This window comes from Actinoplanes sp. NPDC048988, assembly GCF_043197815.1.
Taxonomy (GTDB): Bacteria; Actinomycetota; Actinomycetes; order Mycobacteriales; family Micromonosporaceae; genus Actinoplanes.
On sequence record NZ_JBICTW010000001.1, the window covers coordinates 872,013 to 892,206 of the forward strand.

19 protein-coding genes and 1 pseudogene are annotated in these 20,194 nt (G+C 70.8%); 8 read left to right on the top strand and 12 right to left on the bottom strand.

Features of this window, described 5'->3' with window-relative positions; translation table 11 throughout:
• Nucleotides 1–38 precede the first annotated feature (38 nt).
• Nucleotides 39–1,415, bottom strand: coding sequence for a carbohydrate-binding protein (locus ACGFJ7_RS03735; protein WP_392640702.1), 1,377 nt, complete (start codon nt 1,413–1,415; stop codon nt 39–41).
• A gap of 145 nt (nt 1,416–1,560) precedes the next feature.
• On the opposite strand from ACGFJ7_RS03735, the gene ACGFJ7_RS03740 reads away from it, so the two are divergent.
• The 3 genes from ACGFJ7_RS03740 to ACGFJ7_RS03750 all read left to right on the top strand — a co-directional run bounded on the left by ACGFJ7_RS03740 (nt 1,561) and on the right by ACGFJ7_RS03750 (nt 5,674).
• A complete protein-coding gene (locus ACGFJ7_RS03740; protein ID WP_360242842.1) occupies nt 1,561–2,721 on the top strand; it encodes a glutamate--cysteine ligase in 1,161 nt (386 codons plus the stop codon).
• A gap of 9 nt (nt 2,722–2,730) precedes the next feature.
• Complete coding sequence (locus ACGFJ7_RS03745; RefSeq protein WP_360242845.1) at nt 2,731–4,092, top strand: FAD-dependent oxidoreductase; 1,362 nt, start codon at nt 2,731–2,733, stop codon at nt 4,090–4,092.
• Between the two features lie 193 nt (nt 4,093–4,285).
• Nucleotides 4,286–5,674: a polysaccharide deacetylase family protein gene (locus ACGFJ7_RS03750; protein WP_360242848.1), complete on the top strand. Its 1,389-nt coding sequence runs from the start codon at nt 4,286–4,288 to the stop codon at nt 5,672–5,674.
• Here ACGFJ7_RS03750 and ACGFJ7_RS03755 read toward each other — a convergent pair.
• From ACGFJ7_RS03755 to ACGFJ7_RS03765, 3 genes and pseudogenes are all read right to left on the bottom strand, one after another.
• On the bottom strand, nt 5,640–6,464 hold the full coding sequence (locus ACGFJ7_RS03755; RefSeq protein ID WP_360242851.1) for a DNA-formamidopyrimidine glycosylase family protein: 825 nt from the start codon (nt 6,462–6,464) through the stop codon (nt 5,640–5,642). The genes ACGFJ7_RS03750 and ACGFJ7_RS03755 overlap by 35 nt on opposite strands.
• A gap of 109 nt (nt 6,465–6,573) precedes the next feature.
• A pseudogene (locus ACGFJ7_RS03760) lies at nt 6,574–6,648 on the bottom strand (transposase); the annotation flags it as partial.
• Between the two features lie 170 nt (nt 6,649–6,818).
• On the bottom strand, nt 6,819–7,619 hold the full coding sequence (locus ACGFJ7_RS03765) for an SDR family oxidoreductase (protein WP_392640707.1): 801 nt from the start codon (nt 7,617–7,619) through the stop codon (nt 6,819–6,821).
• Between the two features lie 102 nt (nt 7,620–7,721).
• Here ACGFJ7_RS03765 and ACGFJ7_RS03770 point away from each other — a divergent pair, with 102 nt between their 5' ends.
• From ACGFJ7_RS03770 to ACGFJ7_RS03785, 4 genes are read left to right on the top strand one after another with little or no spacing between them, the layout of a single operon-like run.
• On the top strand, nt 7,722–8,585 hold the full coding sequence (locus tag ACGFJ7_RS03770; protein ID WP_360242860.1) for a helix-turn-helix transcriptional regulator: 864 nt from the start codon (nt 7,722–7,724) through the stop codon (nt 8,583–8,585).
• 18 nt (nt 8,586–8,603) lie between these two features.
• Nucleotides 8,604–10,019 (top strand): glycosyl hydrolase family 18 protein, encoded by a 1,416-nt coding sequence (locus ACGFJ7_RS03775; RefSeq protein ID WP_392640711.1) that lies wholly within the window; start codon nt 8,604–8,606, stop codon nt 10,017–10,019.
• Between the two features lie 25 nt (nt 10,020–10,044).
• The gene (locus ACGFJ7_RS03780) at nt 10,045–10,938 is read left to right on the top strand and encodes a patatin-like phospholipase family protein (protein WP_360242866.1); all 894 of its coding nucleotides are present in this window, start codon (nt 10,045–10,047) and stop codon (nt 10,936–10,938) included.
• A complete protein-coding gene (locus ACGFJ7_RS03785; RefSeq protein ID WP_360242869.1) occupies nt 10,938–12,005 on the top strand; it encodes a 1-acyl-sn-glycerol-3-phosphate acyltransferase in 1,068 nt (355 codons plus the stop codon). Before ACGFJ7_RS03780 ends, ACGFJ7_RS03785 begins: the two co-directional genes overlap by 1 nt.
• On the opposite strand, the gene ACGFJ7_RS03790 is transcribed toward ACGFJ7_RS03785, so the two are convergent.
• Together ACGFJ7_RS03790 and ACGFJ7_RS03795 are read right to left on the bottom strand one after the other, a co-directional pair.
• Nucleotides 11,991–12,773, bottom strand: coding sequence for a hypothetical protein (locus tag ACGFJ7_RS03790; protein ID WP_392640715.1), 783 nt, complete (start codon nt 12,771–12,773; stop codon nt 11,991–11,993). The two genes, ACGFJ7_RS03785 and ACGFJ7_RS03790, sit on opposite strands and share 15 nt — an antisense overlap.
• A gap of 88 nt (nt 12,774–12,861) precedes the next feature.
• Nucleotides 12,862–13,635, bottom strand: coding sequence for a hypothetical protein (locus ACGFJ7_RS03795; protein WP_392640717.1), 774 nt, complete (start codon nt 13,633–13,635; stop codon nt 12,862–12,864).
• 149 nt (nt 13,636–13,784) lie between these two features.
• Here ACGFJ7_RS03795 and ACGFJ7_RS03800 point away from each other — a divergent pair, with 149 nt between their 5' ends.
• Nucleotides 13,785–14,936 carry an FHA domain-containing protein gene (locus ACGFJ7_RS03800; RefSeq protein WP_360242878.1) on the top strand — a complete coding sequence of 384 codons (1,152 nt, stop codon included), beginning with the start codon at nt 13,785–13,787 and terminating at the stop codon, nt 14,934–14,936.
• On the opposite strand, the gene rocD is transcribed toward ACGFJ7_RS03800, so the two are convergent.
• From rocD to ACGFJ7_RS03830, 6 genes are all read right to left on the bottom strand, one after another.
• On the bottom strand, nt 14,933–16,147 hold the full coding sequence (gene rocD, locus ACGFJ7_RS03805; protein WP_360242881.1) for an ornithine--oxo-acid transaminase: 1,215 nt from the start codon (nt 16,145–16,147) through the stop codon (nt 14,933–14,935). The two genes, ACGFJ7_RS03800 and rocD, sit on opposite strands and share 4 nt — an antisense overlap.
• Nucleotides 16,144–16,950, bottom strand: a complete 807-nt coding sequence (gene ddaH, locus ACGFJ7_RS03810) for a dimethylargininase (RefSeq protein WP_392640721.1) — start codon at nt 16,948–16,950, stop codon at nt 16,144–16,146. The genes rocD and ddaH overlap by 4 nt, the downstream gene beginning before the upstream one ends.
• Before the next feature lie 266 nt (nt 16,951–17,216).
• The gene (locus ACGFJ7_RS03815) at nt 17,217–17,813 is read right to left on the bottom strand and encodes a hypothetical protein (RefSeq protein WP_360242887.1); all 597 of its coding nucleotides are present in this window, start codon (nt 17,811–17,813) and stop codon (nt 17,217–17,219) included.
• Nucleotides 17,814–17,921: 108 nt separating this feature from the next.
• Nucleotides 17,922–18,533 carry an ATP-dependent Clp protease proteolytic subunit gene (locus ACGFJ7_RS03820; protein ID WP_360242890.1) on the bottom strand — a complete coding sequence of 204 codons (612 nt, stop codon included), beginning with the start codon at nt 18,531–18,533 and terminating at the stop codon, nt 17,922–17,924.
• Between the two features lie 584 nt (nt 18,534–19,117).
• The gene (locus ACGFJ7_RS03825; RefSeq protein ID WP_360242893.1) at nt 19,118–19,570 is read right to left on the bottom strand and encodes a lamin tail domain-containing protein; all 453 of its coding nucleotides are present in this window, start codon (nt 19,568–19,570) and stop codon (nt 19,118–19,120) included.
• A gap of 113 nt (nt 19,571–19,683) precedes the next feature.
• Entirely contained in the window at nt 19,684–20,187 is a 504-nt protein-coding gene (locus ACGFJ7_RS03830; RefSeq protein WP_360242896.1) for a hypothetical protein, read from the bottom strand.
• Between the last annotated feature and the right edge of the window lie 7 nt (nt 20,188–20,194).

Genomic DNA, 20,194 nt, shown 5'->3' on the forward strand with positions numbered 1-20,194 from the left:
GGGCGCGGCCCTTAAATATCCTTAAATTTCTCGATGGGTCACTTGCGGAACTGGAGCCAGTTCAGGTTGACGAAGTCGGCCGGCTGGCCGCTGGTGAAGGTCACGTAGACGGTGTGGGTGCCGGTGACGCCGGAGACGTTGCCGGGGATCGACTGCCACGTCTGCCAGCCGCCCGTGGTGCCTAGCGCGAAGCTGCCGATGGGCGCGTTCGTCCGGCTGTCGAGGCGTACCTCCACCAGGCCGCTGACCCCGGAGCCGGCGCCGGAGGCGACGCGGGCCACGAAGTCGCGGACCCCGCCCGAGCCGAAGTTGACGTTGTCGAACTGGAGCCAGTCGCCGTTGGCGATGTAGCCGACGTCCTGGCCGCCCTCGGAGCATGCCTCGACCTGCACGCCCGACGCCGCGTTGTAGGACTCGGCCTCGATGCGGGAGAAGGCGTCCCGCGTGCCCGACGGCGGCGGGGTGGTGGTGGGCGGAGTGGTGGGTGGCGTCGTGCCGCCCGAGGACTGGTAAACCGCGACGTAGTCGACGATCATCGGCACGCCGGACTGGGTCGAGGCGGTGGGACCACCGCCGAACGCGGCCGGGAAGCCGCCGCCCATGGCCACGTTCAGGATCACGAAGAAGCCGTGCTGGGTCGCGTTGTTCCAGGTGGTCGCGTCGAGCTGGTTCTTGCTGAACGTGAAGTAGTTGTTGCCGTCGAGGTACCAGCGCAGCTGCTCGTTGGCGGTGGTCCGGTCGTACTCGATGGCGTACGTGTGGAAGCCCGTCTTGCATCCGGAGCACGCGCGCTCGCCGCTGGTGATGCCCGTCGTCTCGTTGCACGGGCCGCCCGGGTTGGTGCCGCAGTGCAGCGCCGCGAACACGGACTCACGGCCGTTGATGTTCTCCATGATGTCCCACTCGCCGATGCCCGGCCAGTTGGTCGCGCCGACCGGCCGGGCCGCCCCGCCGAGCGCCCAGAACGCCGGCCAGTATCCCGCCGCGGCCGCCCCGCTGACGTTGGGCTGCTGCAACCGCGCCTCGATGCGGACCTTGCCGCCGGCCGGTGCCGCGAAGTCGGTGCGCTGCGTCTCGACCCGGCCCGAGGTCCACCGGCCGGCCGAGTCCCGCAGCGGCTTGATCACCAGGTTGCCGTTGCCGTCCTGGTAGACGTTGGCCGTCGAGTCGGTCATCGTCTCGACCTCGCCGGTGCCCCAGTTGGCGGCGCCGCCCGGATAGCCGGTGCCGGTCGCGTAGAGCCAGTTGGAGCGGTTGAGCCCGGTGCCCGCGGCGCCGGTGAAGTCGTCGCTGAACACGGTGGTCATGCCGGACGGCGCGGCCGGGACGGCCGCCTCGGCGGTGACCGCGAAGATCGCGGACGCGCTCACGGCGACTGCCGCCGCGGCGCCCGCTGCCACAACACGGAATCTCATGAGGGATGCGCCTTCCAGGGAGGAGGGGGTGTGAGAGCGCTCTCAGCGGATTTCACGCTTGTTACGAACGTAAAGTCAATATGGATTGCCATCGATTGCCCGTTGATACCGTTTCCGGGGCGGGAAGATCGGGTACTTCGCGGCCATGGACACGGGCGGTACCACGATCGATCCCGAACTGGCCGAGCAGGCCGAGGCCCACGACCTGCACACGCTCGGCGTCGAGGAGGAATTCCTCCTGGTCGACGCGGTCGAGCCGCGGGCCGTCGAGGCGGTCGAAGAGGTCTTCGACCAGCTGCCGGCCGACATCCGCCCCTCGGTGCAGCACGAGTACATGCGCAGCCAGATCGAGGTGGCGAGCCCGCCGCAGCTCGAGCTGAGTGCCCTCTCGGACGCCCTGGTCCGCCTGCGGGCCGGCGTCGCGGCCGCCGCCGACCGGGCCGGAGCCCGGCTGCTGGCCATGGGCACCGGACCGGCGACCGGGCCGCACATCCGCGTCGTCGACAACCCGCGGTACCACCGCATGCAGGAGCGCTTCGGCGACCTCTCCCCCGGCGCCGGCATGTGCGGCACCCACGTGCACGTCAGCATCCCCGACGACGAGACCGGCGTGCAGGTCCTCAACCACCTGCGCCCGTGGCTGCCGATCTTCCAGGCCGCGACGGTGAACTCGCCGCTGTTCAAGGGGCGCGACACCACGTACGCGAGCTGGCGCTACATGATGTGGGAGCGCTGGCCCACCGTCGGCCCGGCGCCGTACCTGGAGTCGTACGAGCACTACCTGACCCTCATCTCCGACCTCGAGGCGAGCGGTGCCATGCTCGACGAGGGGATGCTCTACTGGTACGCCCGGCTCGCCGCGAACTACCCGACCGTCGAGCTGCGGATGGGCGACGTGATGCCCTCGGCCGACGACGCGGTGCTGCTCGCCGCGCTGGCCCGGGCCCTGGTCGCCACGCTGGTCAACGAGGTCCGCGACGGCAAGCCGGCCCCCGTCGTGCCGGACACGCTGCTGGTGGCGGCGCACTGGCGGGCCGCCCACGACGGGCTCGAGGGCGTCAACATCGACATGGCCACCCGTGAGCCCCGGCCCGCGTGGCGGCTCATGCGGCAGCTGTTCGACTATGTACGCCCGGAACTCGAACGCCACGGTGACCTCGAGCGCACGACCGTCCTTCTCGGACAGCTGCGCAACCACGGCACCGGCGCCGCCCGGCAGCGCGCGATCCTGGCCCAGAAGGGCTCGGTCGCCGATGTGGTGGATCAGATAGCCAAGGCGACCCGGGGCGACCGCGGAGGTCAGTAGTCTGAGCTGATGAAACTCGTCGTGATCGGCGGGGACGCGGCCGGCATGTCGGCCGCGTCGCAGGCCCGCAAGCGCCTGGGAACGGACGACCTCGAGATCGTGGTCTTCGAGCGTGGGCGCTTCACGTCGTACTCGGCCTGCGGCATTCCGTACTGGATCGGCGGCGCCGTCGACGAGCGGGACGCGCTGATCGCCCGTACGCCCGAGGAACATCGCAAGAACGGCATCGACGTCCGCCTCCAGCACGACGTGGTCGGCATCGACCTCGACCGCCGGCAGGTGGTGGCCCATTCCTCGGCCGGCGAGGTGCGGGAGAGCTTCGACCATCTGGTGTACGCGGCGGGCGCGTCCCCGGTCGTGCCCGAGTGGGCCCGCGTGCGGGAGGCCGGCGTCTTCGGCGTGCAGACGCTGGAGGACGGCGACGCCATCCACGCCTGGCTCTCCGAGGTCGAGAAGCCGCGCCGCGCGGTGGTGATCGGCGGCGGTTACATCGGCGTCGAGATGGCCGAGGCCATGATCCAGCGTGGCCTCGACGTGACGCTGCTCGAAAAATCGCCGCAGCCGATGGCCAAGACGGCCGACCCCGAGATCGGCCAGATGGTCCAGGACGCGATCCGCGGCCTCGGGATCGACATCGTGACGAACGCCCACGTCGAGGGCCTCGAGACGGCCGGCGGCCGGGTCACCGCGGTGGTCACGCCCGAGGGCTCGCTGCCGGCCGACATCGTGGTCATGGGCTTGGGCGTACGGCCGAACACCGCCATCGCCCGCAGCGCGGGCCTTCCCGTGGGCGCGACCGGCGGCCTGCGCACCGATCTGCGCATGCGCGTCGAGGGCCACGAGGACATCTGGGCCGCCGGTGACTGCGTCGAGACCCGCCACCTGATCACCGGGCGCCCGGTCCACGTACCCCTGGGCACCCACGCCAACAAGCAGGGCCGGGTCGCCGGCATCAACATCGGCGGCGGTTACGCGACCTTCCCGGGCGTGATCGGCACGGCGGTGACCAAGGTCTGCGATCTCGAGGTGGCCCGCACCGGCCTGACGTCACACGAGGCCGATCAGGCCGGGTACGAGTTCGTCACGGCCACCGTGGAATCGACGAGCCGGGCCGGCTACTACCCGGGCGCCTCGGCGATGACGGTCAAGCTGATCGCCGAGCGCCGCACCGGGCTTCTGCTGGGCGCTCAGATCGTCGGCCGGGCCGAGGCGGCCAAGCGGATCGACGCGCTGGCGCTCGCGGTGTGGAACCGGATGACCGTCGAGGAGATGACCGCCCTCGATCTCAGCTACGCGCCGCCCTTCGCGCCGGTGTGGGACCCGGTGTTGATCGCCGCCCGAAAGGCGACGGACGCGGTGCACGCGGGCTGATTCGTCGCATTCGTCGACACCGAGCGCTACCAGGCGATATCGCGCTCCGTAGCATGACAACCACCGATCTGGTCTCGCGCTCGATCTTGCGGCACGGTAGGCATGCAGGATGTCGCCGCAATCTCCCCGTTATCCGACCCCGGCCGGACAGACGACGCGCGGGCGGCATCATCGACCGGAGTCGCTGGCGGACGTGACGTCCGAGCACCCGATCATCGAACCCTCCGCCGCCTCCGGCCTTCCCGCCGGCGCCACGCCTTCCGATGCTGGCGCCACGCCTTCCGATGTCGACGCCGCGCGTTCGGGCTCGCCCGTCGCCGTCATCGACCGGCCCGAGACGCGCTATCGCCGCGGCAAGCCCGTCGTGAGCTTCGTCGGCGACGAACCGTCCTCGCTGCCCCGTCAGCGCGGCGCGACCCGCGCCCAGCGGCCCACCCGGGCCGGCCGGCACGCCGTGGCCAAGCCGCCCACCGGGCGCCCGCCGGCCATGGGCAGCCACCGCGCCCCCGGCACCCTGCCGATCGAGTCGTGGCTGCTGATGGGCAAGTCCCGCCAGCAGGTGCTGCTCGCCTCGCTGGTCGCCATCGGCATCCTGCTGCTGGCCATGCCGGCCGAGCAGCGCCGGGAAAGCGTGAACGCGGTGAACGCCGCCGCCCAGGCCGTCGTCGGCGTGCAGCCGAAACCGTCGAAGGCCGCCCCCGTCAAGGACGACGAGGAGCCCGCCCGCTCCAAGCCGGCCGCCGGCAAGGACGAGAAGCCCTCGGCCGAGTCCGGCTCCGGCAAGGACACGGCGGCGCCCCAGCCGACGGCGACCGTGCCCACAGTGGCCCCGAGCGCCACGCCGACCGCGCAGCAGACCGGTGAGAGCACGGCCAAGGTTCCGCCGGCCGGCCCCGGCGCCTCGCTGCGCACCACCGGCACCGAGGCGGTCGCGCTGACCTTCGACGACGGCCCCGACCCGGTACAGACACCCAAGATCTTGAATCTGCTCGCCCAGAACGACGTCAAGGCGGTCTTCTGCCTGGTCGGGTCGCAGGTCAAGAAGCACCCGGAGATCGTCCGGCAGATCGTCGACGCCGGGCACACGCTCTGCAACCACACCTGGGACCACAGCCTGAAGATCGGCAAGGACAAGCCGGAGAAGATCAAGGCCGATCTGGAACGGACGAACGCGGCCATCCGCGCCGCCGTCCCGGGCGCCGAGATCCCGTTCTTCCGGGCGCCCGGCGGCAACTTCACCGACCGGCTGGTCGCGGTCGCCGGCGGCTCGGGCATGACCTCGATCTACTGGGAGGTCGACCCGCGCGACTGGGACCACCCCGAGGGCGAGACCGACGCCCAGCACATCGACCGGATCATCGCCGAGGTGCGCAAGAGCGTGAAGCCCGGCGCGATCGTCCTGTCGCACGACTTCGGCCAGCCCGACACGATCGCCGCGTACGAGAAACTGCTGCCCTGGTTCAAGGCCAACTTCACGCTGGGCCTGCCGCAGATCCCGGGACCGCCACCCTCGGCCCTGCCGGCGGAGACCCCGGCCCCGCCGGCGGTCACCCCTTCGGCGACCCCGCCGGCTGGCACGTAGGACACCAGTAGAGATTGCGCCCGGCCAGCGGGCCGCGCGCGATCGCGGTGCCGCACACCAGGCACGCCTGACCGGGACGGCGGTAGACGTACACCTCGCCGCCGTGCCGGTCGACGCGTGGTGCACGCCGCATCGCCTCCGGCGTGTGCTCGGTGTGCACGGTGTCGATGCGGCCCCGGGCGACGCCCTCCTTCATGAGCGCGCGCAGGTCGGTCCAGAGCTCGTCCCAGAGCTCCGCGCCGATCAGCCGTCCCGGGACGGTAGGCGCCAGCCCGGCCCGGAAAAGCACCTCGTTGGCGTAGATCAGCCCACAGCCGGCCACGATCGACTGGTCGAGCAGCAGAGCGAACAGCGGCTTGGTGCTGACTCGAACCCGCGCGTACGCCGCCAGCGGATCGGCGTCGTCCCGCAGCGGATCGGCACCGAGCCGGTCCCGCAGATGCCGCACCCGCAACGGATCGAACACCTCGCAGGCGGTCGGCCCGCGCAGCTCGAGCCAGTGCCCCGCACCGGCGACCCGCATCCGCACCTGCCCCACCGGCTCCGGAACAGGCAGATCGCCATCGGCGAACTTCCCGTAGAGCCCAAGGTGCACATGCACGCTCAGGTCTCCCTCGTAGTGATGGAACAGATGCTTCCCGTACGCCTCGGTGTCGGTGAGCCGCCGCCCGTCAACCTCCCGGGCCGCGCCCGAAAACCGCCCTTGAGGGCTGTCGACCCGCAGAACCTGCCCCGCGAAGAGCTCCCGATGCCGAGCCGCAAGCCGATGAATGGTGTGTCCCTCTGGCACGGCCGCAACGGTACCCACCCAGCCTGTTTCCACGCCATCTGAGCCGGTGAGCGGCTTGTGTGACTTCGCTCGGCCCCGACCTGCCCGAAGAAGGCGGCCGCCTGTACAGCCAGTCCCGCAGCCGTTCGGGGCAGGTTTTCCACGGGCCACAGCGTTCCGGCAGATCCCGCCACGGCGCTCCGGTCAACCAGAACTGATCAACTGATCGGCAGGACACGGCGTAGCGCAATCGACATCTTCTCCGCGGACATCCTCAGCCGGGCGACTACGGCACGAGGATGGACGCGGAACCGTCGATCGTGAGGCAGCCTGGCAGCGCGTTGAAAGCTGACCGGCCGAGTTGGGTGCCCGGATCTACTTGAAGGCCGCCCGGTTGTCGGTGACCCAGGCCGCGAAAGGGCGTGGGGGACGGCCGGTCAGGGTCTCCACGTCGGTGGAGGGGTGGACCACGGCGGCGGCCGGGCCCATGGTTTCCAGGATCGACGCCGGCAGGCCGGCCTCGGCTTCGGTGATCTCCTGGACGACGTACGACCTGGTCAAGAGGGTATTGATGGTGTTGATCTGGTCGCGGACGGACAGGCGGGCGGGGCCGGTGATGAGGTAGGGGCCGGGCTTCGGGTCGTCGGCCAGCAGTTGGGCGACGGCTGCGGCGGCGATGTCGGACGGGTCCACGATGGGCAGTGGGACGTCGGGGTTCGGGGCGCGGACCACGCCGTCGTCGCCCACCCACAGCAGGATGTTGTAGTCGAAGCCGGCCGCCCGCAGGAACGTGGACGGCACGCCGGCCTCGGTCAGGGCCCGTTCCCCGGCCCGGTGGCGGGCGGTGACGAAGTTGGCCGGGCCGGAGGGCAGCTCGGTGACGGCGGTGAACGACGACAACAGCACGACGTGGCCGACGCCGCTCGTGGCGGCCTCGGTGGCGAAGACGGCGCCGTTGTCGTCGGCCATGGTGAGGTACGCGCGGTCGACGCCGGCCAGCGCGCGGCGGACGGCGTCGGCGTCGGTCAGGTCGCCCTGGATGAGGGTGATGTCGGCGGGCAGGTCGGCCTTGGCCGGGTCGCGGACCAGGGCGACCACCTGGTGGCCACGACCGGAGAGCTGACGGGCGACGTGGCCGCCGACGGTACCGGTCACGCCGGTGACGAGAATCTTCATGGGGCAACCATCGGACGCCGTACGGCTGCTCGGGAGAGACCTGCCGAGACTGGTATCGCCGGTCCCTGTCTGACCGGCCCGGCCACGCGCCATGCTGCACACATGGATTCCAAGGAGCTCGCCGGCTTCCTGCGCCGTCGCCGGGAACTGCTGCAGCCGGCCGAGGTCGGCCTGCCCGCGGGCGCCCGGCGGCGTACCCCCGGCCTGCGCCGGCACGAGGTGGCCCAGCTGGCCGGGATGTCGCCCGACTACTACATCCGGCTCGAGCAGGCCCGCGGTCCGCAGCCCTCGCCGCAGATGCTGGCCGCCCTGGCCCGCGCGCTGCGCCTGACCGTCGACGAGCGCAACCACCTGTTCCATCTGGCCGGGCACGCGGCGCCACCCTCGTACGGCATCGACGAGCACGTCAGCCCGGGCCTGCTCCGGCTGCTGGACGCCCTCACCGAGCTCCCGGCGATGGTCATCTCCGACCTGGGCGTGATACTCGTGCAGAACCCGATGGGCGTGGCGTTGCTCGGCGAGCAGACCGGATTCACCGGGCTCGCCCGCAGCTTCGCCTACCGCTGGTTCACCGAGCCCTCGACCCGTGAGCTCTACCCGCCGGAGGACCGGGACCGGCAGGGTGAGATCCAGGTGGCCGACCTGCGCGCCGCCGTCGCCATGCGGCCCGGCGACCCGTTCGCCCGCCGCCTGGTCGGCGCCCTGCGCGCGGAGAGCCCGGAGTTCGCCGCCCTGTGGGACCGGCACGACGTGGCCGTGCGCCGCAGCGACCGCAAACGCGTCGTCCACCCGACCGTCGGCGTGATCGACATCGACTGCGAGGTGCTGGCCACCGCCCGCCAGGACCAGCATCTGCTCGTCTTCACCCCACGCCCCGGCACCGACGCGGCCGGCCAGCTGGCCCTGCTCAAGGTCGTGGGCCGCCAGAACCTCACCGTGCCGCCGGGTATTTACAAACAAAGTTAACAGTATTCATACTGAGCCATGCGCCGATCGATGATCTTCGTCATGGCCGCCGCGGTCGCGGCCTCGGGTGGCACCCTCTATCTGGGGTCGTCGGCCGGGGTGGCCAGCGCGGCCGCCGCGTGCGCGCCCGCATGGAGCGCCACCGCCGTCTATGTGAAGGACAATGTCGCTTCGCAGAACGGCCACAACTACACCGCCAAGTGGTGGACGCAGAACGAGGCGCCGGCCACGCACAGCGCGCAGTGGGACGTCTGGGCCGACAACGGCGTCTGCGGGGGTACCACCACCCCGACGACACCGCCGGCGACGACGACACCGCCGACCACTCCACCGGCCACTCCACCGGCCACTCCACCGGCCACTCCACCGGCGACGACGCCGCCGCCCACCACTCAGCCGCCCACCACGGGAATTCCCAAGCGGGCGCTCATCGGCTATCTGCACGCCAGTTTCGCCAACGGCTCCGGATATCTGCGCATGGCCGACGTCCCCAGCAACTGGGACATCATCAACCTCGCCTTCGGTGAGCCCACCAGCGCCACCTCCGGCGACATCCGCTTCACGCTCTGCCCGGCCACCGAATGCCCCGGGGTGGAATCGGAGGCTGACTTCATCGCCGCCATCCGGAACAAGCGGGCGGCCGGCAAGAAGGTGCTTCTCTCCATCGGCGGCGCCAACGGCCAGGTGCAGCTCACCACGACCGCGGCCCGGGACAAGTTCGTCAGTTCGGTCAGCGCGATCATCGACCGGTACGGACTGGACGGCGTCGATGTCGACTTCGAGGGGCATTCGCTCTCGCTGAACACCGGCGACACCGATTTCAAGAACCCGACCACGCCGGTCATCGTCAACCTGATCTCGGCCCTGAAGAGCCTGAAGGCCCGGTACGGCGCCAACTTCGTCCTCACCATGGCGCCCGAGACCTTCTTCGTTCAGCTCGGATACCAGTACTACGGGTCGGGACCGTGGGGCGGGCAGGATCCGCGCGCGGGCTCCTATCTGCCGGTCATTTACGCCCTGCGCAACGACCTGACGGTCCTGCACGTCCAGGACTACAACTCGGGCTCCATCATGGGCCTGGACAACCAGTACCACTCGATGGGCGGCGCCGATTTCCACATCGCCATGACCGACATGCTGCTGGCCGGTTTCCCGGTGGCCGGAAACGCCGCCAACGCCTTCCCGGCCCTGCGCGAGGATCAGGTGGGATTCGGCGCCCCGGCCTCGGTCAACGCCGGTAACGGATATGTCGCCCCGGCCGCCGTCCAGCAGGCCGTCGGCTGCCTCGTCAAGGGCACGAACTGCGGTTCCTACACCCCGCGCAGCGGCACCAATCCGAACCTGCGCGGCCTGATGACCTGGTCGATCAACTGGGACAAGTTCGCCGGCTGGGAGTTCCAGAACCAGAACGGTGCCTACTTCAAGAATCAGTAGAAGACGCGCGTGCCACCATGAACGCATGGTCGACGGTCCGGTGGCGTTCGTGCTCGGTGGCGGAGGAGTGCTCGGAGCGGTCGAGGTGGGCATGCTCCGGGCACTCTTCCGGGCCGGTTTCCGGCCCGACGTGGTGGTCGGCACCTCGATCGGCGCGGTGAACGGCGCCCTGGTCGCCTCCGATCCGAGCGAGGCCGTCACCGACCGGCTGGTCCGGCTCTGGACGTCGCCCGAGGCGGCCACCGTCTACGGCGACTCGATCGGCCGGCAGCTGCGCCGGTTCGCCGCCCGGACCCACCTGCACTCGCCCATGCCGCTGCGCCGGCTGCTGGAGAGCGAGCTCGGCGAGGTTGCCTCGTTCGCCGACCTCAAGGTGCCGTTCCGCTGCTGCGCGGCCAGCATCGAGCGCGCGGCCGAGCACTGGTTCGACAGCGGGCCGCTCGTCGACGCCGTACTCGCCTCCTCGGCCGTTCCGGGTCTGCTGCCCCCGATGGAGATCGCGGGCGAGCACTACGTGGACGGTGGGATCGTCAACTCGATCCCGATCAGCGAGGCGGTGCGGGTCGGCGCGAAGCTGATCTTCGTGCTTCAGGTGGGGCGGGTCGAGCGCCCGCTCGCCGTGCCGCGACGTCCGTGGGAGGTGGCGCAGGTGGCCTTCGAGATCGCCCGCCGGCACCGGTTCGCCCGCGATCTTGCCTTCCTGCCCGACGATGTACGGGTGCACGTCTTACCGAGCGGCGGCGGCGAGGGCCGGGACGACAGCCCGTGGGCCTACCGCGACATGGCCGCCGTCGGCCGCCGCATCAGCCGGGCGTACACGGCTTCCCGGCGCTACCTGGTGGCCAACGTCCCTCCGACCGCCCCACCCGCCGCCCTTGAACGGTCTGAAGGCCACCGGCCCGGGCCGGGTGACCGCTGATGCCGCTGCCCCCGGTGTGGATCCGCCGCCTAGTCATCGCCCCCGCCGTCATCCTGCTCGCCCTCGCGCTGGTCTCGACCCTGCCGCTGTGGCTGTTCCTCGGCCTGGTCGCGTCGCCGCTGGTCCCCGGGCATCTGCGGGTGCCCCGTCTGGTCCTGCTCGGCATCCTGTACCTCTGCTGGGACGCGGCCGCCCTGGTCGTGCTGGCGGTGCTCTGGGTGTGGTCCGGGTTCGGCCGTCACCTTCGTACGCCCGAATTTCAGCTCCGTCATTATCAAGTGACCGGGGCCTTCCTGCGGGTGCTGTTCTGGATCGCCCGCTGGGCGCTGCATCTGACCGTCGATGTGGTCGGTACCGACCCCGACACGGCCGTTCCCGGCCGCCCCGAGGTCGTGGTGAGCCGGCACGCCGGCCCCGGCGACTCGTTCATCCTGATCCACGCGCTGGTCGACTGGTTCGACCGCGAGCCGCGGATCGTGCTCAAGGCCACGCTGCAGTGGGACCCGGCGATCGACGTGCTGCTCAACCGCCTGCCCAACCGCTTCATCTCGCCCGGCCGCACCGGCACGGACACGCTGGAGCAGCAGATCAGCGAGCTCGCGACCGGCCTCGACGAGAACGACGCCTTCGTGATCTTCCCGGAGGGCGGCAACTTCACCCCGCGCCGCCGCACCGGCGCGATCGCCCGGCTGCGGGCCCGCGGCCTGGCCGAGGCGGCCGACCGGGCCGAGCATCTGCGGCACGTGCTGCCGCCGAAGCCGGGCGGCTTGTTCGCGGCGATCGACGCCGCGCCGGACGCCGGGGTGGTCTTCGTGGCCCACACCGGCCTCGACCGGATGGTGACCGTGGCCGACGTCTGGCGGGAGTTGCCCATGGACAAGCGGCTGGTCATGCGGTTCTGGAGCGTCGAGCCCGAGGAGGTGCCGACCGGCGAGCAGGAGCGCGTCGCCTGGCTCTACGACTGGTGGGAGAAGATCGACGCCTGGATCGACGAGAACCGCCCCGCGTTCCGTCCGTTGAGCACGGACTGGACCGCGAGGCGGAGCGCCGCGTCAGCTTCCGAGTGACTGGTACAGGCTGTCCGGCGCCTCGGTGATCTCCGAGGCCGCGGGGCGGGCGGCGGTCACCGGCACGCCGTAATCGGTGTAGAGCACCTCGAGCGGCTGCGCGTTCGGGATCTGGATGGTCAGCACCGACAGCCGGCCCTGCTCGTCCAGCCCGGCCGTGAAGGGCACGTTCTGGGCCTGGGTGTTGTCGACGGTCACCTGGGAGACGCCGGCCAGGCCGGCCGCCTTGGTCAGGTCGAGCGTGCCGGCGTAGCTGTTGCCGCCGGTCGCGTGCACGTCGGTGGCCGAGCCGAGCAGGTTCGACGTGTTCACCGGGTCGATCTCGCCCGGCCGCAGGCCGACGTTGGCGCCCTCGGGCAGCCGCGCGACGTCGACGTGGGTCCAGGTGCCGGCCTTGGTGAAGCCGGGCACCTGAAGGTAGAGGTCCTTCTCGATCAGCAGGGTCTTGAGGTTCAGGTCGGCGTTGGTTCCGCTGGCCTTGAGCTCGGCCGTGCCGACGCCCTTGGCCGGGTCGATCGCGCCGGCGAGCTTGAACCCCGTACCCGAGGTGGCGGTGATCTTGAAGCTCGTCGTGCCGAGCTGTGACGTCGCCTTGGTCAGCGCCTCGACGGCGGCCGGGTCGGCCGCGCCCACACTGGCTGACGCGCCCGCACTGGCCGGCGCGCCCGCGCTGGTCGCGTCGGCGGTGGGTGTCGTTCCGCCGTTCGAGCAGCCGGCGAGGACCAGCGCTGTCGCGAGACCCACCCCAGCGAACCGTGCTGTCCGCATGTCCGTCCCTCCTGCCGGCCGGCCTCCGGGTGACGCCGGCAACACCGGCATCAATGCCCGAAGACCGTTCCGGACAAACAGGACCAGGTCAGGCGCCCATGGCCTTGCGGAACTTCGCCGGCATCTCGACGACCTCGCCCGCGGCGGGCTTCGCGATGTTCACCGGCTCGCCCCAGTTGGAGTAGGTGGCGGTCATCTGCCCGGCGCCGGGCGCGATCGACTCGAGCGCCACCGACAGCTCCGTGAGCCGGCCCTCGGCGTCGGTCTCGGCCGTGAACGGCACGGCCGTGGCCTTGTTGCCGAGCGCCTTGAGCATGGCCTGGTTGGCCGTGCCGGCCTTGGTCATGTCGAGCGTGCCCTTGAACGCGTGGTCGCCCGTCTTCGTCACGTCGGACGCCGTGGTGATCAGCTTGGCGGTGTTGGCCGGGTCGGTGTTCTTGATGCTGATCGGGCTGCTGTCGGGCACCTGCGACACGTCGATGTGCATCCACTTGCCGGCGGTGGCGCCGATCGCGTCGCCGACCTGGCCCTCCGTCTTGACGTACAGGTCCTTGCCGATCTGCCGGGTCACCATGCTGCCGGCCGAGGAGAGGTCGGTGGACATCTCGGACGACCGGGTCTTGGCGTCGATCGCACCGGTGCCGCCGACGCCGGCCGCCGAGGCGAGCTTGAACTTCACCGGCGTATCACTGAATTTGGCGTACGCCTGCGTGAGCTCCTCGGAAGCCGAGGCGGGCGCCGTGGTCTCGGGCGCCTTCGTCGCCGGCGCGGCGTCGTCCTTCTTCGCCGTGTCGCCGCAACCGCCGGCCACCAGGGCGGCGGCGAGCGCCAGGCCCGCGATGGCGGATCGTCGAATACTCATGGTGGAGCTCCCCGTCGATGTGTCGATGGCAACGTGGTCGATGCCCGGGTGGACGGCTGACACGGTAGCTCAGGGGGTGTGACGCCCGCCTCCGGACCGCACGCGGCATGATTGCCGTGGCAGAAACCGCTCACCCCTCGGGAGGACCCGTGAGATTCGAGATCAGCAAGGTCCTCGACGCCATCGAGGCCCGGCTCACCACCGACCCCGCTCTCGCGCGCGCGGTGGTCGATATGTCGGAGATCGTCCGCTACGCGGACCTCGACGGCGGGCGGCCGGCCAGCTCGGTGCGGCTGGGCCTGGTCCTCGACGCGCTCGGACTGCGCTTCGCCGAGGAGAACGTCCCGGTTTACGTGGTGGTGCCCCGCGGTCTGCTATCCGACACCGATCTGACCTCGAACGAGCGAATGGTCATCCGCCGGTGGGCGGACGACGGCAAGGTCGAGGTGGTCCCGCAACTCGACGGCCGCGTCTTCGAGGCGGCCGACCTGCTCGGCGTGCCGGTGCTCACCCGCGGCCGGGCCGACCGTGAGCGCGAGCGTTACCCCTGGGTCGACGATCCGGGCCGCCTGCTGGCCGCCGTCGCCGGCGAGGGCGGCACCACGGTGCTGGTCCCCCGGGTCGGCCGCAACGAGCCGCCGCGGCCGCCGGAGCGCTCCCCGATGGGCGACCGGCTGCTGGCCCGCGTGTGGAGCTGCCCCGAGCCCAACTGCGCGAGCTACGGCTCCGGGGGCGACGCCGACAGCTTCTTCGCCGACATGCGCACCTTCACCAGCCCGGTCTCGCAGCCGCCGCCGGCCCTGCGCGGCGGGGTGCCGACCTGCCCGCGGCACGGCGCCCGGCTCAAGGACGCCGGTCAGCGGGCGGCGGTCGAGGTGCTTTCGGTACGCATCGACGGTGTCATCCGGCGCCGGTTCGTGGTCTCGACCGACGAGCCGGTGGTCGTGGGCCGCGCCCCCGAGGGCAACGGGATCATGCTGGGCCAGTGGCTCACCGACGACGCCCGCAAGTGGATCAGCCGCGGCCACGTGAAGTTCACGCTGCGCCCCGACGGCACGCTGACCGTGCAGGACGTGAGCACCAACGGCAGCGGCGTGCGCCCCGGCGGCTCGGCCGACGACGACGCCCGGCTCACCCTGCGCCGCGGCGAGACCCGCACGCTCGGTCCCGAGGACGTGGTGGAGCTCTACGCCAACGTCAACGTGGGCCGGGCGAGCATGTGGGCCACCGGCGGCGTCGCCCAGCCCCAGTCGGTGATGGGCGAGGCGCCGACGATGGCCCTGCGCAAGTTCGAGCGTTAGAGCGACAGGATCGCGGCCAGCTGGTCCACCGCGTGGTCGATCTCGGCCTCGGTGACGACCAGCGGCGGCGCCAGCCGGATGGTCGAGCCGTGCGTGTCCTTGGCCAGGACACCGCGCTCGGCCAGCAGCTCGCAGGCGCGGCGGCCGGTCATCAGCGCCGGGTCGATGTCGACACCGGCCCACAGGCCCCTTCCCCGTACGGCGATGAGGCCGCGCCCGATCAGCTCGCCCAGCCGGGCGTGCAACCGGTCGCCCAGCTCGGCCGAGCGCTTCTGGAACTCGCCGGTGGCCAGAAGGCGGACCACCTCGTGGCCGACCGCGCAGGCCAGCGGGTTGCCGCCGAAGGTCGAGCCGTGCTCGCCCGGCTTCAGCACGCCCAGCACGTCCCGGTCGGCGGCCACGGCCGAGACGGGTACGATGCCGCCGCCGAGGGCCTTGCCCAGCACGTACATGTCGGGGACGACGCCCTCGTGCTCGATGGCGAAGGTGCGGCCGGTACGGCCCAGCCCCGACTGGATCTCGTCGGCGATCATCAGCACGTTCTGCGCGGTACACAGCTCGCGCACACCGGCGAAGTAACCGGCCGGCGGCACGAGCACGCCGGCCTCGCCCTGGATCGGCTCCAGGAGCACGGCCACCGTGTTCGGCGTGACGGCGGCGGCCAGCGCCTCCAGATCGCCGTACGGCACCACGACGAAACCCGGGGTGTACGGCCCGAAGTCGGCCCGCGCGTCCGGGTCGGTCGAGAAGCTGACGATCGTGGTCGTACGCCCGTGGAAGTTGTCGGCGGCGACGATGATCTCGGCGCGCTCGTTCTCCACGCCCTTGACCTGGTAGCCCCACTTGCGGGCGACCTTGATCGCGGTCTCGACGGCCTCGGCGCCGGTGTTCATCGGCAGCACGAGCTCCTTGCCGCACAGCTCGGCCAGCGACCGGCAGAACGCGGCGAACTGGTCGTGCACGAACGCCCGGCTGGTCAGCGTGACCCGGTCGAGCTGGGCGTGCGCGGCGGCGATCAGCTCCGGGTGGCGGTGCCCGAAGTTCAGCGCCGAGTACCCGGCCAGGAAGTCGAGGTAGCGGCGGCCGTCGACGTCGGTGACCCAGGCGCCCTCGCCCTCGGTCACCACGACGGGCAGCGGGTGGTAGTTGTGCGCGGTGTACCGCTCGGCCTCGGCGAGCTCACCGGGGGTGCGCTGGTCAACGGTGGTCACGCTCGTACCTCCAAGGTGCAGCACTTGGGTCCGCCGCCGGCCTTGCGCAGCTCGGAGACGTCGACCCCGACGGTCTGGTAGCCGGCGGCGCGCAGCGCCCCGGCGAGATGGGTGGCCTGTTCCGGCAGAACCACGGTACGGCCGTCGCTGACCGCGTTGAGGCCGAGAACGGCCGCGTCCTCCGCGTTCGCGATCACCGCGTGCGGGTAGAGCTGACGCAGCACGGCCTGCGAGCCCGGTGAGAAGGCCGACGGCAGGTACGCGACGTTGGTCTCGTCGAGCACGCAGAGAGCCGTGTCGAGGTGGTAGTACGCCGGGTCGACCAGCTGAAGGGTGATCACCGGGCGCTGGAGGGCCTCCTGCGTCTCGGCGTGCGAGGCGTGCGAGGTCCGGAAGCCGGTGCCGGCCAGTAGCACGTCGCCGGCGAGCAGGATGTCGCCTTCGCCCTCGTTCGTGTGCTTCGGCTCGATCACGGTGAAGCCCCGCTCGCGGAACCAGGACGCGTACGCCGGGGCCTCGTCGGCCCGCTCGGCGTCGCGGAACTGCACGGCCAGCACCCGGCCGTCGACCACGGTGGCGCCGTTGGCCGAGAACACCATGTCGGGCAGGCCCGGCAGCGGGTCGATCAGCTCGACGGTGTGCCCCAGGTCGAGGTAGGTCTGCCGGAGGTTCTCCCACTGGCGGACGGCGAGCGCGTTGTCGTAGGGCGCCGTGGGATCCATCCACGGATTGATCCGGTATGTGACGGCGAAGTGGGTGGGCCGGCACATCAGGTAGCGGCGCGGCGAGGCCGTGGTGTTCATGGCAGAAACGCTAGAGCCGCCGGCCCGCACGAGGCCCTGGTTCAACCATGCGCCTGGCTTTCGATCATTGCGTGCTCAGGCGCGGGAACGGAGATTCGTTGCGTGGGCCCGGAAACACCTCGCGGGCGGCCTGAACCAGGCCGCCCGCGGAGGGTGAATGGGTGCCGGCGAACCGCCGGGTTTTTCGGGGCGGGAAGGGTGGTGACCAGTCCCGGTTCCGAGGGGTGCACCCGACTTCGTCGTCGGCTGCAACAGTTACTTACCCGTCAGAAACGGTCCACAAACCGCGCGTCCAGCCAATCCCGAAAATTGTTCACGGGCTGGGTGTCGGTGCCCAGCCAGTTCAGTGAACCGGTCAGGGCCAGGATGCCGAGCACGATGGCGCCGAGCGAGAAGACCATGCCGAGCAGGGCGTCCGACTTGCCGGCGACGTGCCGCTTGCCGGTGGCGTGGATGCCGCTCAGCGAAAGGATCAAGGCCAGGCCGGCGACGCCGATGCCGTAGCCGAGCAGCGGGCCCGACAGCACCAGGAACACCGACGCCACACCGAGGACCAGGCCCAGCGTGGCCAGCAGGCTGGCCCGCGGCTTCGGCCCGGCCGGAACGACGGGTGTGGGCTCGACTTTCTTCTGCTCGAGCGTGGGGGGCTCGTCGCGGTCGACGCGGCGCGGGGGCGTCTTGTCGACGACGGCGCTGCCGGTGGGGCGGCCCACCGAGGGCGGGGGCGGCGGGGGATCGAGCTTGCGCTCCGCCTTCGTGACGTCCGGGTCCTGCCGGGGCCGTACGGGGGAGGTGGCGGCCGGCTGGGTGGGCGTCTCCGTGGTATCGGTCTCGGTCTGGCGGGAGAACGTCGGGATCCTCACGTCAGCACCTCCTTGAGCGATTCGGGGGATGCCAGTCCTGTACCCCGAACGCTCAGGAAACACACAACGGGCGCGCGGCCGATGGCCACGCGCCCGCGTCTGTGCAGGTCAGGAGATCGGAGCGCCGCTCGGGTTCACCTGGTTGGCCTTGCTGATCACGTGGTCGATCAGGCCGTACTCCTTGGCCTGGTCGGCCGTGAACCAGCGGTCACGGTCGGAGTCGCGCTCGATCTCCTCCGGGGTGTGCCCGGTGTGGAAGGCGATCCGCTCGTTCATCGTCTGCTTGATGTGCAGCATGCTCTCGGCCTGGATGGCGATGTCGGCCGCGGTGCCGCCGATGCCACCGGAGAGCTGGTGCATCATGATCCGCGCGTGCGGCAGCGCGTACCGCTTGCCGGGCGTGCCCGCGCAGAGCAGGAACTGGCCCATCGAGGCGGCCATGCCCATCGCGATCGTCGCCACGTCGTTCTTGATGTACTGCATCGTGTCGTACACCGCCATGCCGGCGCTGATCGAGCCGCCCGGCGAGTTGATGTAGAGCGCGATGTCCCGCTCACTGTCGGCGGAGGCGAGCAGCAGCAACTGGGCGCAGATGCGGTTGGTCACCTCGTCATTGACCTCGCTGCCGAGGAAGATGATCCGCTCGCGCAGGAGCCGCTCGAACACCTGGTCGTCGAAGGATGCGCCGCCGGCCCGCATAATCAACTCGTCAACACTCATGACAACACCCTCTCGCATCCGTCTGGGGGCCCGTCACTCGACCGGCCGTTCGACGCCTTAAAGCTTTACGCAGGAGCGCCCGGTCTCCCAGCGATTCCCCTCATGGCGAATCCGCTCTGGGCATAACCGGTCGCTTCCGCGACGGGTGGTGTCCCGGGCCCGGCCCGGCACCCATCGACGGCATGACCATTCTGCTTCCCAGCGCGGCCCACCCCAACCGCCGCCGCGCCGTCACGCTCATCACGTCCGCCGTCGCCGCCGCCCTGCCCCTGACCGCCGGCGCCGCCCGCCCACCGAACCCAGCTCCCGCGCCCGCGGCTCCCAGGGCTCCGGCGCCCCCGAACCCGTACGCCTCGCGCTGGCTCGGCTTCAGCCCATGGATCTTCTGCTCTGCTCCCGGGTCCAGAGCCGTTGTCGGACTCTTCGATGCCGGAGAGGACTACATCGATCCTGACCAGCTGGGGCGCGTAGCAAGAAGGCCGTCAGCACGCAGCGACGGCAATTTCGGCCTTTCGGACCCGGCGCCGGCTTCGCGGTCCGCGCCGAGCCCCCGCGCCGGTGCGGGCGCGGGGGTGGCGGTGGGGTCAGCAGTTGGTGGCTACGCCCTTGCCGAACTTGCAGGTGTTGATGGTCTTGCCGGCCGCGTTGCGCAGGGTCGCGGTGTCGCCGGTGTTGTTCCAGATGTAGTTGCCCGAACCCCAGTAGCGGTCGATGGCGGACGGCTTGCCGGCGGTTCCCTTGCCGGTGTGCACGACCACCGACTTGCCGGGGGCCAGGGCGTAGGCGCCGAACTTGTACACGTGGTTCGCCGCGTCGCGGACCGTGAAGTTCTTCAGCTGGATCGTCTTCTTGGTGCTGTTCGTCAGCCGGAACCATTCGGCGTTCAGGCTTGCGTTGCTGCGGGTGTCCTTGCCCGGCGAGTCGTAGTAGATCCGGCTGAAGTACACCGGCGCCTCGGCCGCCTGGGCCGGCGTGGCCACCGCAAAGCCCAACATGGACGCCGCGGCCGCCGCCGCCACGAAGAACCTCTTCTTCACCCTGTAAGCCTTCCCTCGTGAAAGTGAACTGAGCCCGCTGATGCTGCCCTGTCCAACGAGGTCCGGCTCATCAAGGCAGTTCCGCTGAACGGCCGGAACCGTCCGGCCGTACGTCAGCTGCCCTCGGTCCAGACGGCGCGGTCGAGGAACCCGTCGCCGTCGTCGTCGTACATCCGTTTCTCGAAGTCGCCGTCATGGTCCTTGTCGTAGCCGGCGAAGTCGACGCGGTTGTCGAGGTCGAGGTCGACGCCGATGAAGTCGGTGCGGCCGTCGTCGTTCAGGTCGACCAGGATGTCGACGCCGCCGTCGGCCCGGCCCCGGAAGGTGGCCTCGTCGAGGGTGCCGTCGCCGTCCGCGTCGACCTGGTTGTCGTAGTCGTCGACCTGCTCGTCCCGTACGGCCGCAGCCGTCTCCCGTACTACCTCGCCGATCTCGTCCGGCAGGTGCGGGGGCGCGTCGCCGAGGCCCGTGACGGCGGGCAGGCCGTCGAGGTCGGGGTTGTCGCCCAGGCCGGTGACCGGAGCGGACAGGTCCTGCCCGTTCTGGGTCGCGACCATGCCGGCCACCGTGCCGAACTCGGACCACGGGCCCAGGTCGTCGCCGCCGAACTTAGCCATTCCTGCA

What these genes read in the sequence shown, in the direction of transcription:
- ACGFJ7_RS03735 (WP_392640702.1), bottom strand. Translation starts at nt 1,415, where the DNA reads ATGAGATTCCGTGTTGTGGCAGCGGGCGCCGCGGCGGCAGTCGCCGTG.
- ACGFJ7_RS03740 (WP_360242842.1), top strand. Translation starts at nt 1,561, where the DNA reads ATGGACACGGGCGGTACCACGATCGATCCCGAACTGGCCGAGCAGGCC.
- ACGFJ7_RS03745 (WP_360242845.1), top strand. Translation starts at nt 2,731, where the DNA reads ATGAAACTCGTCGTGATCGGCGGGGACGCGGCCGGCATGTCGGCCGCG.
- ACGFJ7_RS03765 (WP_392640707.1), bottom strand. Translation starts at nt 7,619, where the DNA reads ATGAAGATTCTCGTCACCGGCGTGACCGGTACCGTCGGCGGCCACGTC.
- ACGFJ7_RS03770 (WP_360242860.1), top strand. Translation starts at nt 7,722, where the DNA reads ATGGATTCCAAGGAGCTCGCCGGCTTCCTGCGCCGTCGCCGGGAACTG.
- ACGFJ7_RS03775 (WP_392640711.1), top strand. Translation starts at nt 8,604, where the DNA reads ATGCGCCGATCGATGATCTTCGTCATGGCCGCCGCGGTCGCGGCCTCG.
- ACGFJ7_RS03780 (WP_360242866.1), top strand. Translation starts at nt 10,045, where the DNA reads ATGGTCGACGGTCCGGTGGCGTTCGTGCTCGGTGGCGGAGGAGTGCTC.
- ACGFJ7_RS03785 (WP_360242869.1), top strand. Translation starts at nt 10,938, where the DNA reads ATGCCGCTGCCCCCGGTGTGGATCCGCCGCCTAGTCATCGCCCCCGCC.
- ACGFJ7_RS03790 (WP_392640715.1), bottom strand. Translation starts at nt 12,773, where the DNA reads ATGCGGACAGCACGGTTCGCTGGGGTGGGTCTCGCGACAGCGCTGGTC.
- ACGFJ7_RS03795 (WP_392640717.1), bottom strand. Translation starts at nt 13,635, where the DNA reads ATGAGTATTCGACGATCCGCCATCGCGGGCCTGGCGCTCGCCGCCGCC.
- ddaH (WP_392640721.1), bottom strand. Translation starts at nt 16,950, where the DNA reads ATGAACACCACGGCCTCGCCGCGCCGCTACCTGATGTGCCGGCCCACC.
- ACGFJ7_RS03820 (WP_360242890.1), bottom strand. Translation starts at nt 18,533, where the DNA reads ATGAGTGTTGACGAGTTGATTATGCGGGCCGGCGGCGCATCCTTCGAC.
- ACGFJ7_RS03830 (WP_360242896.1), bottom strand. Translation starts at nt 20,187, where the DNA reads ATGGCTAAGTTCGGCGGCGACGACCTGGGCCCGTGGTCCGAGTTCGGC.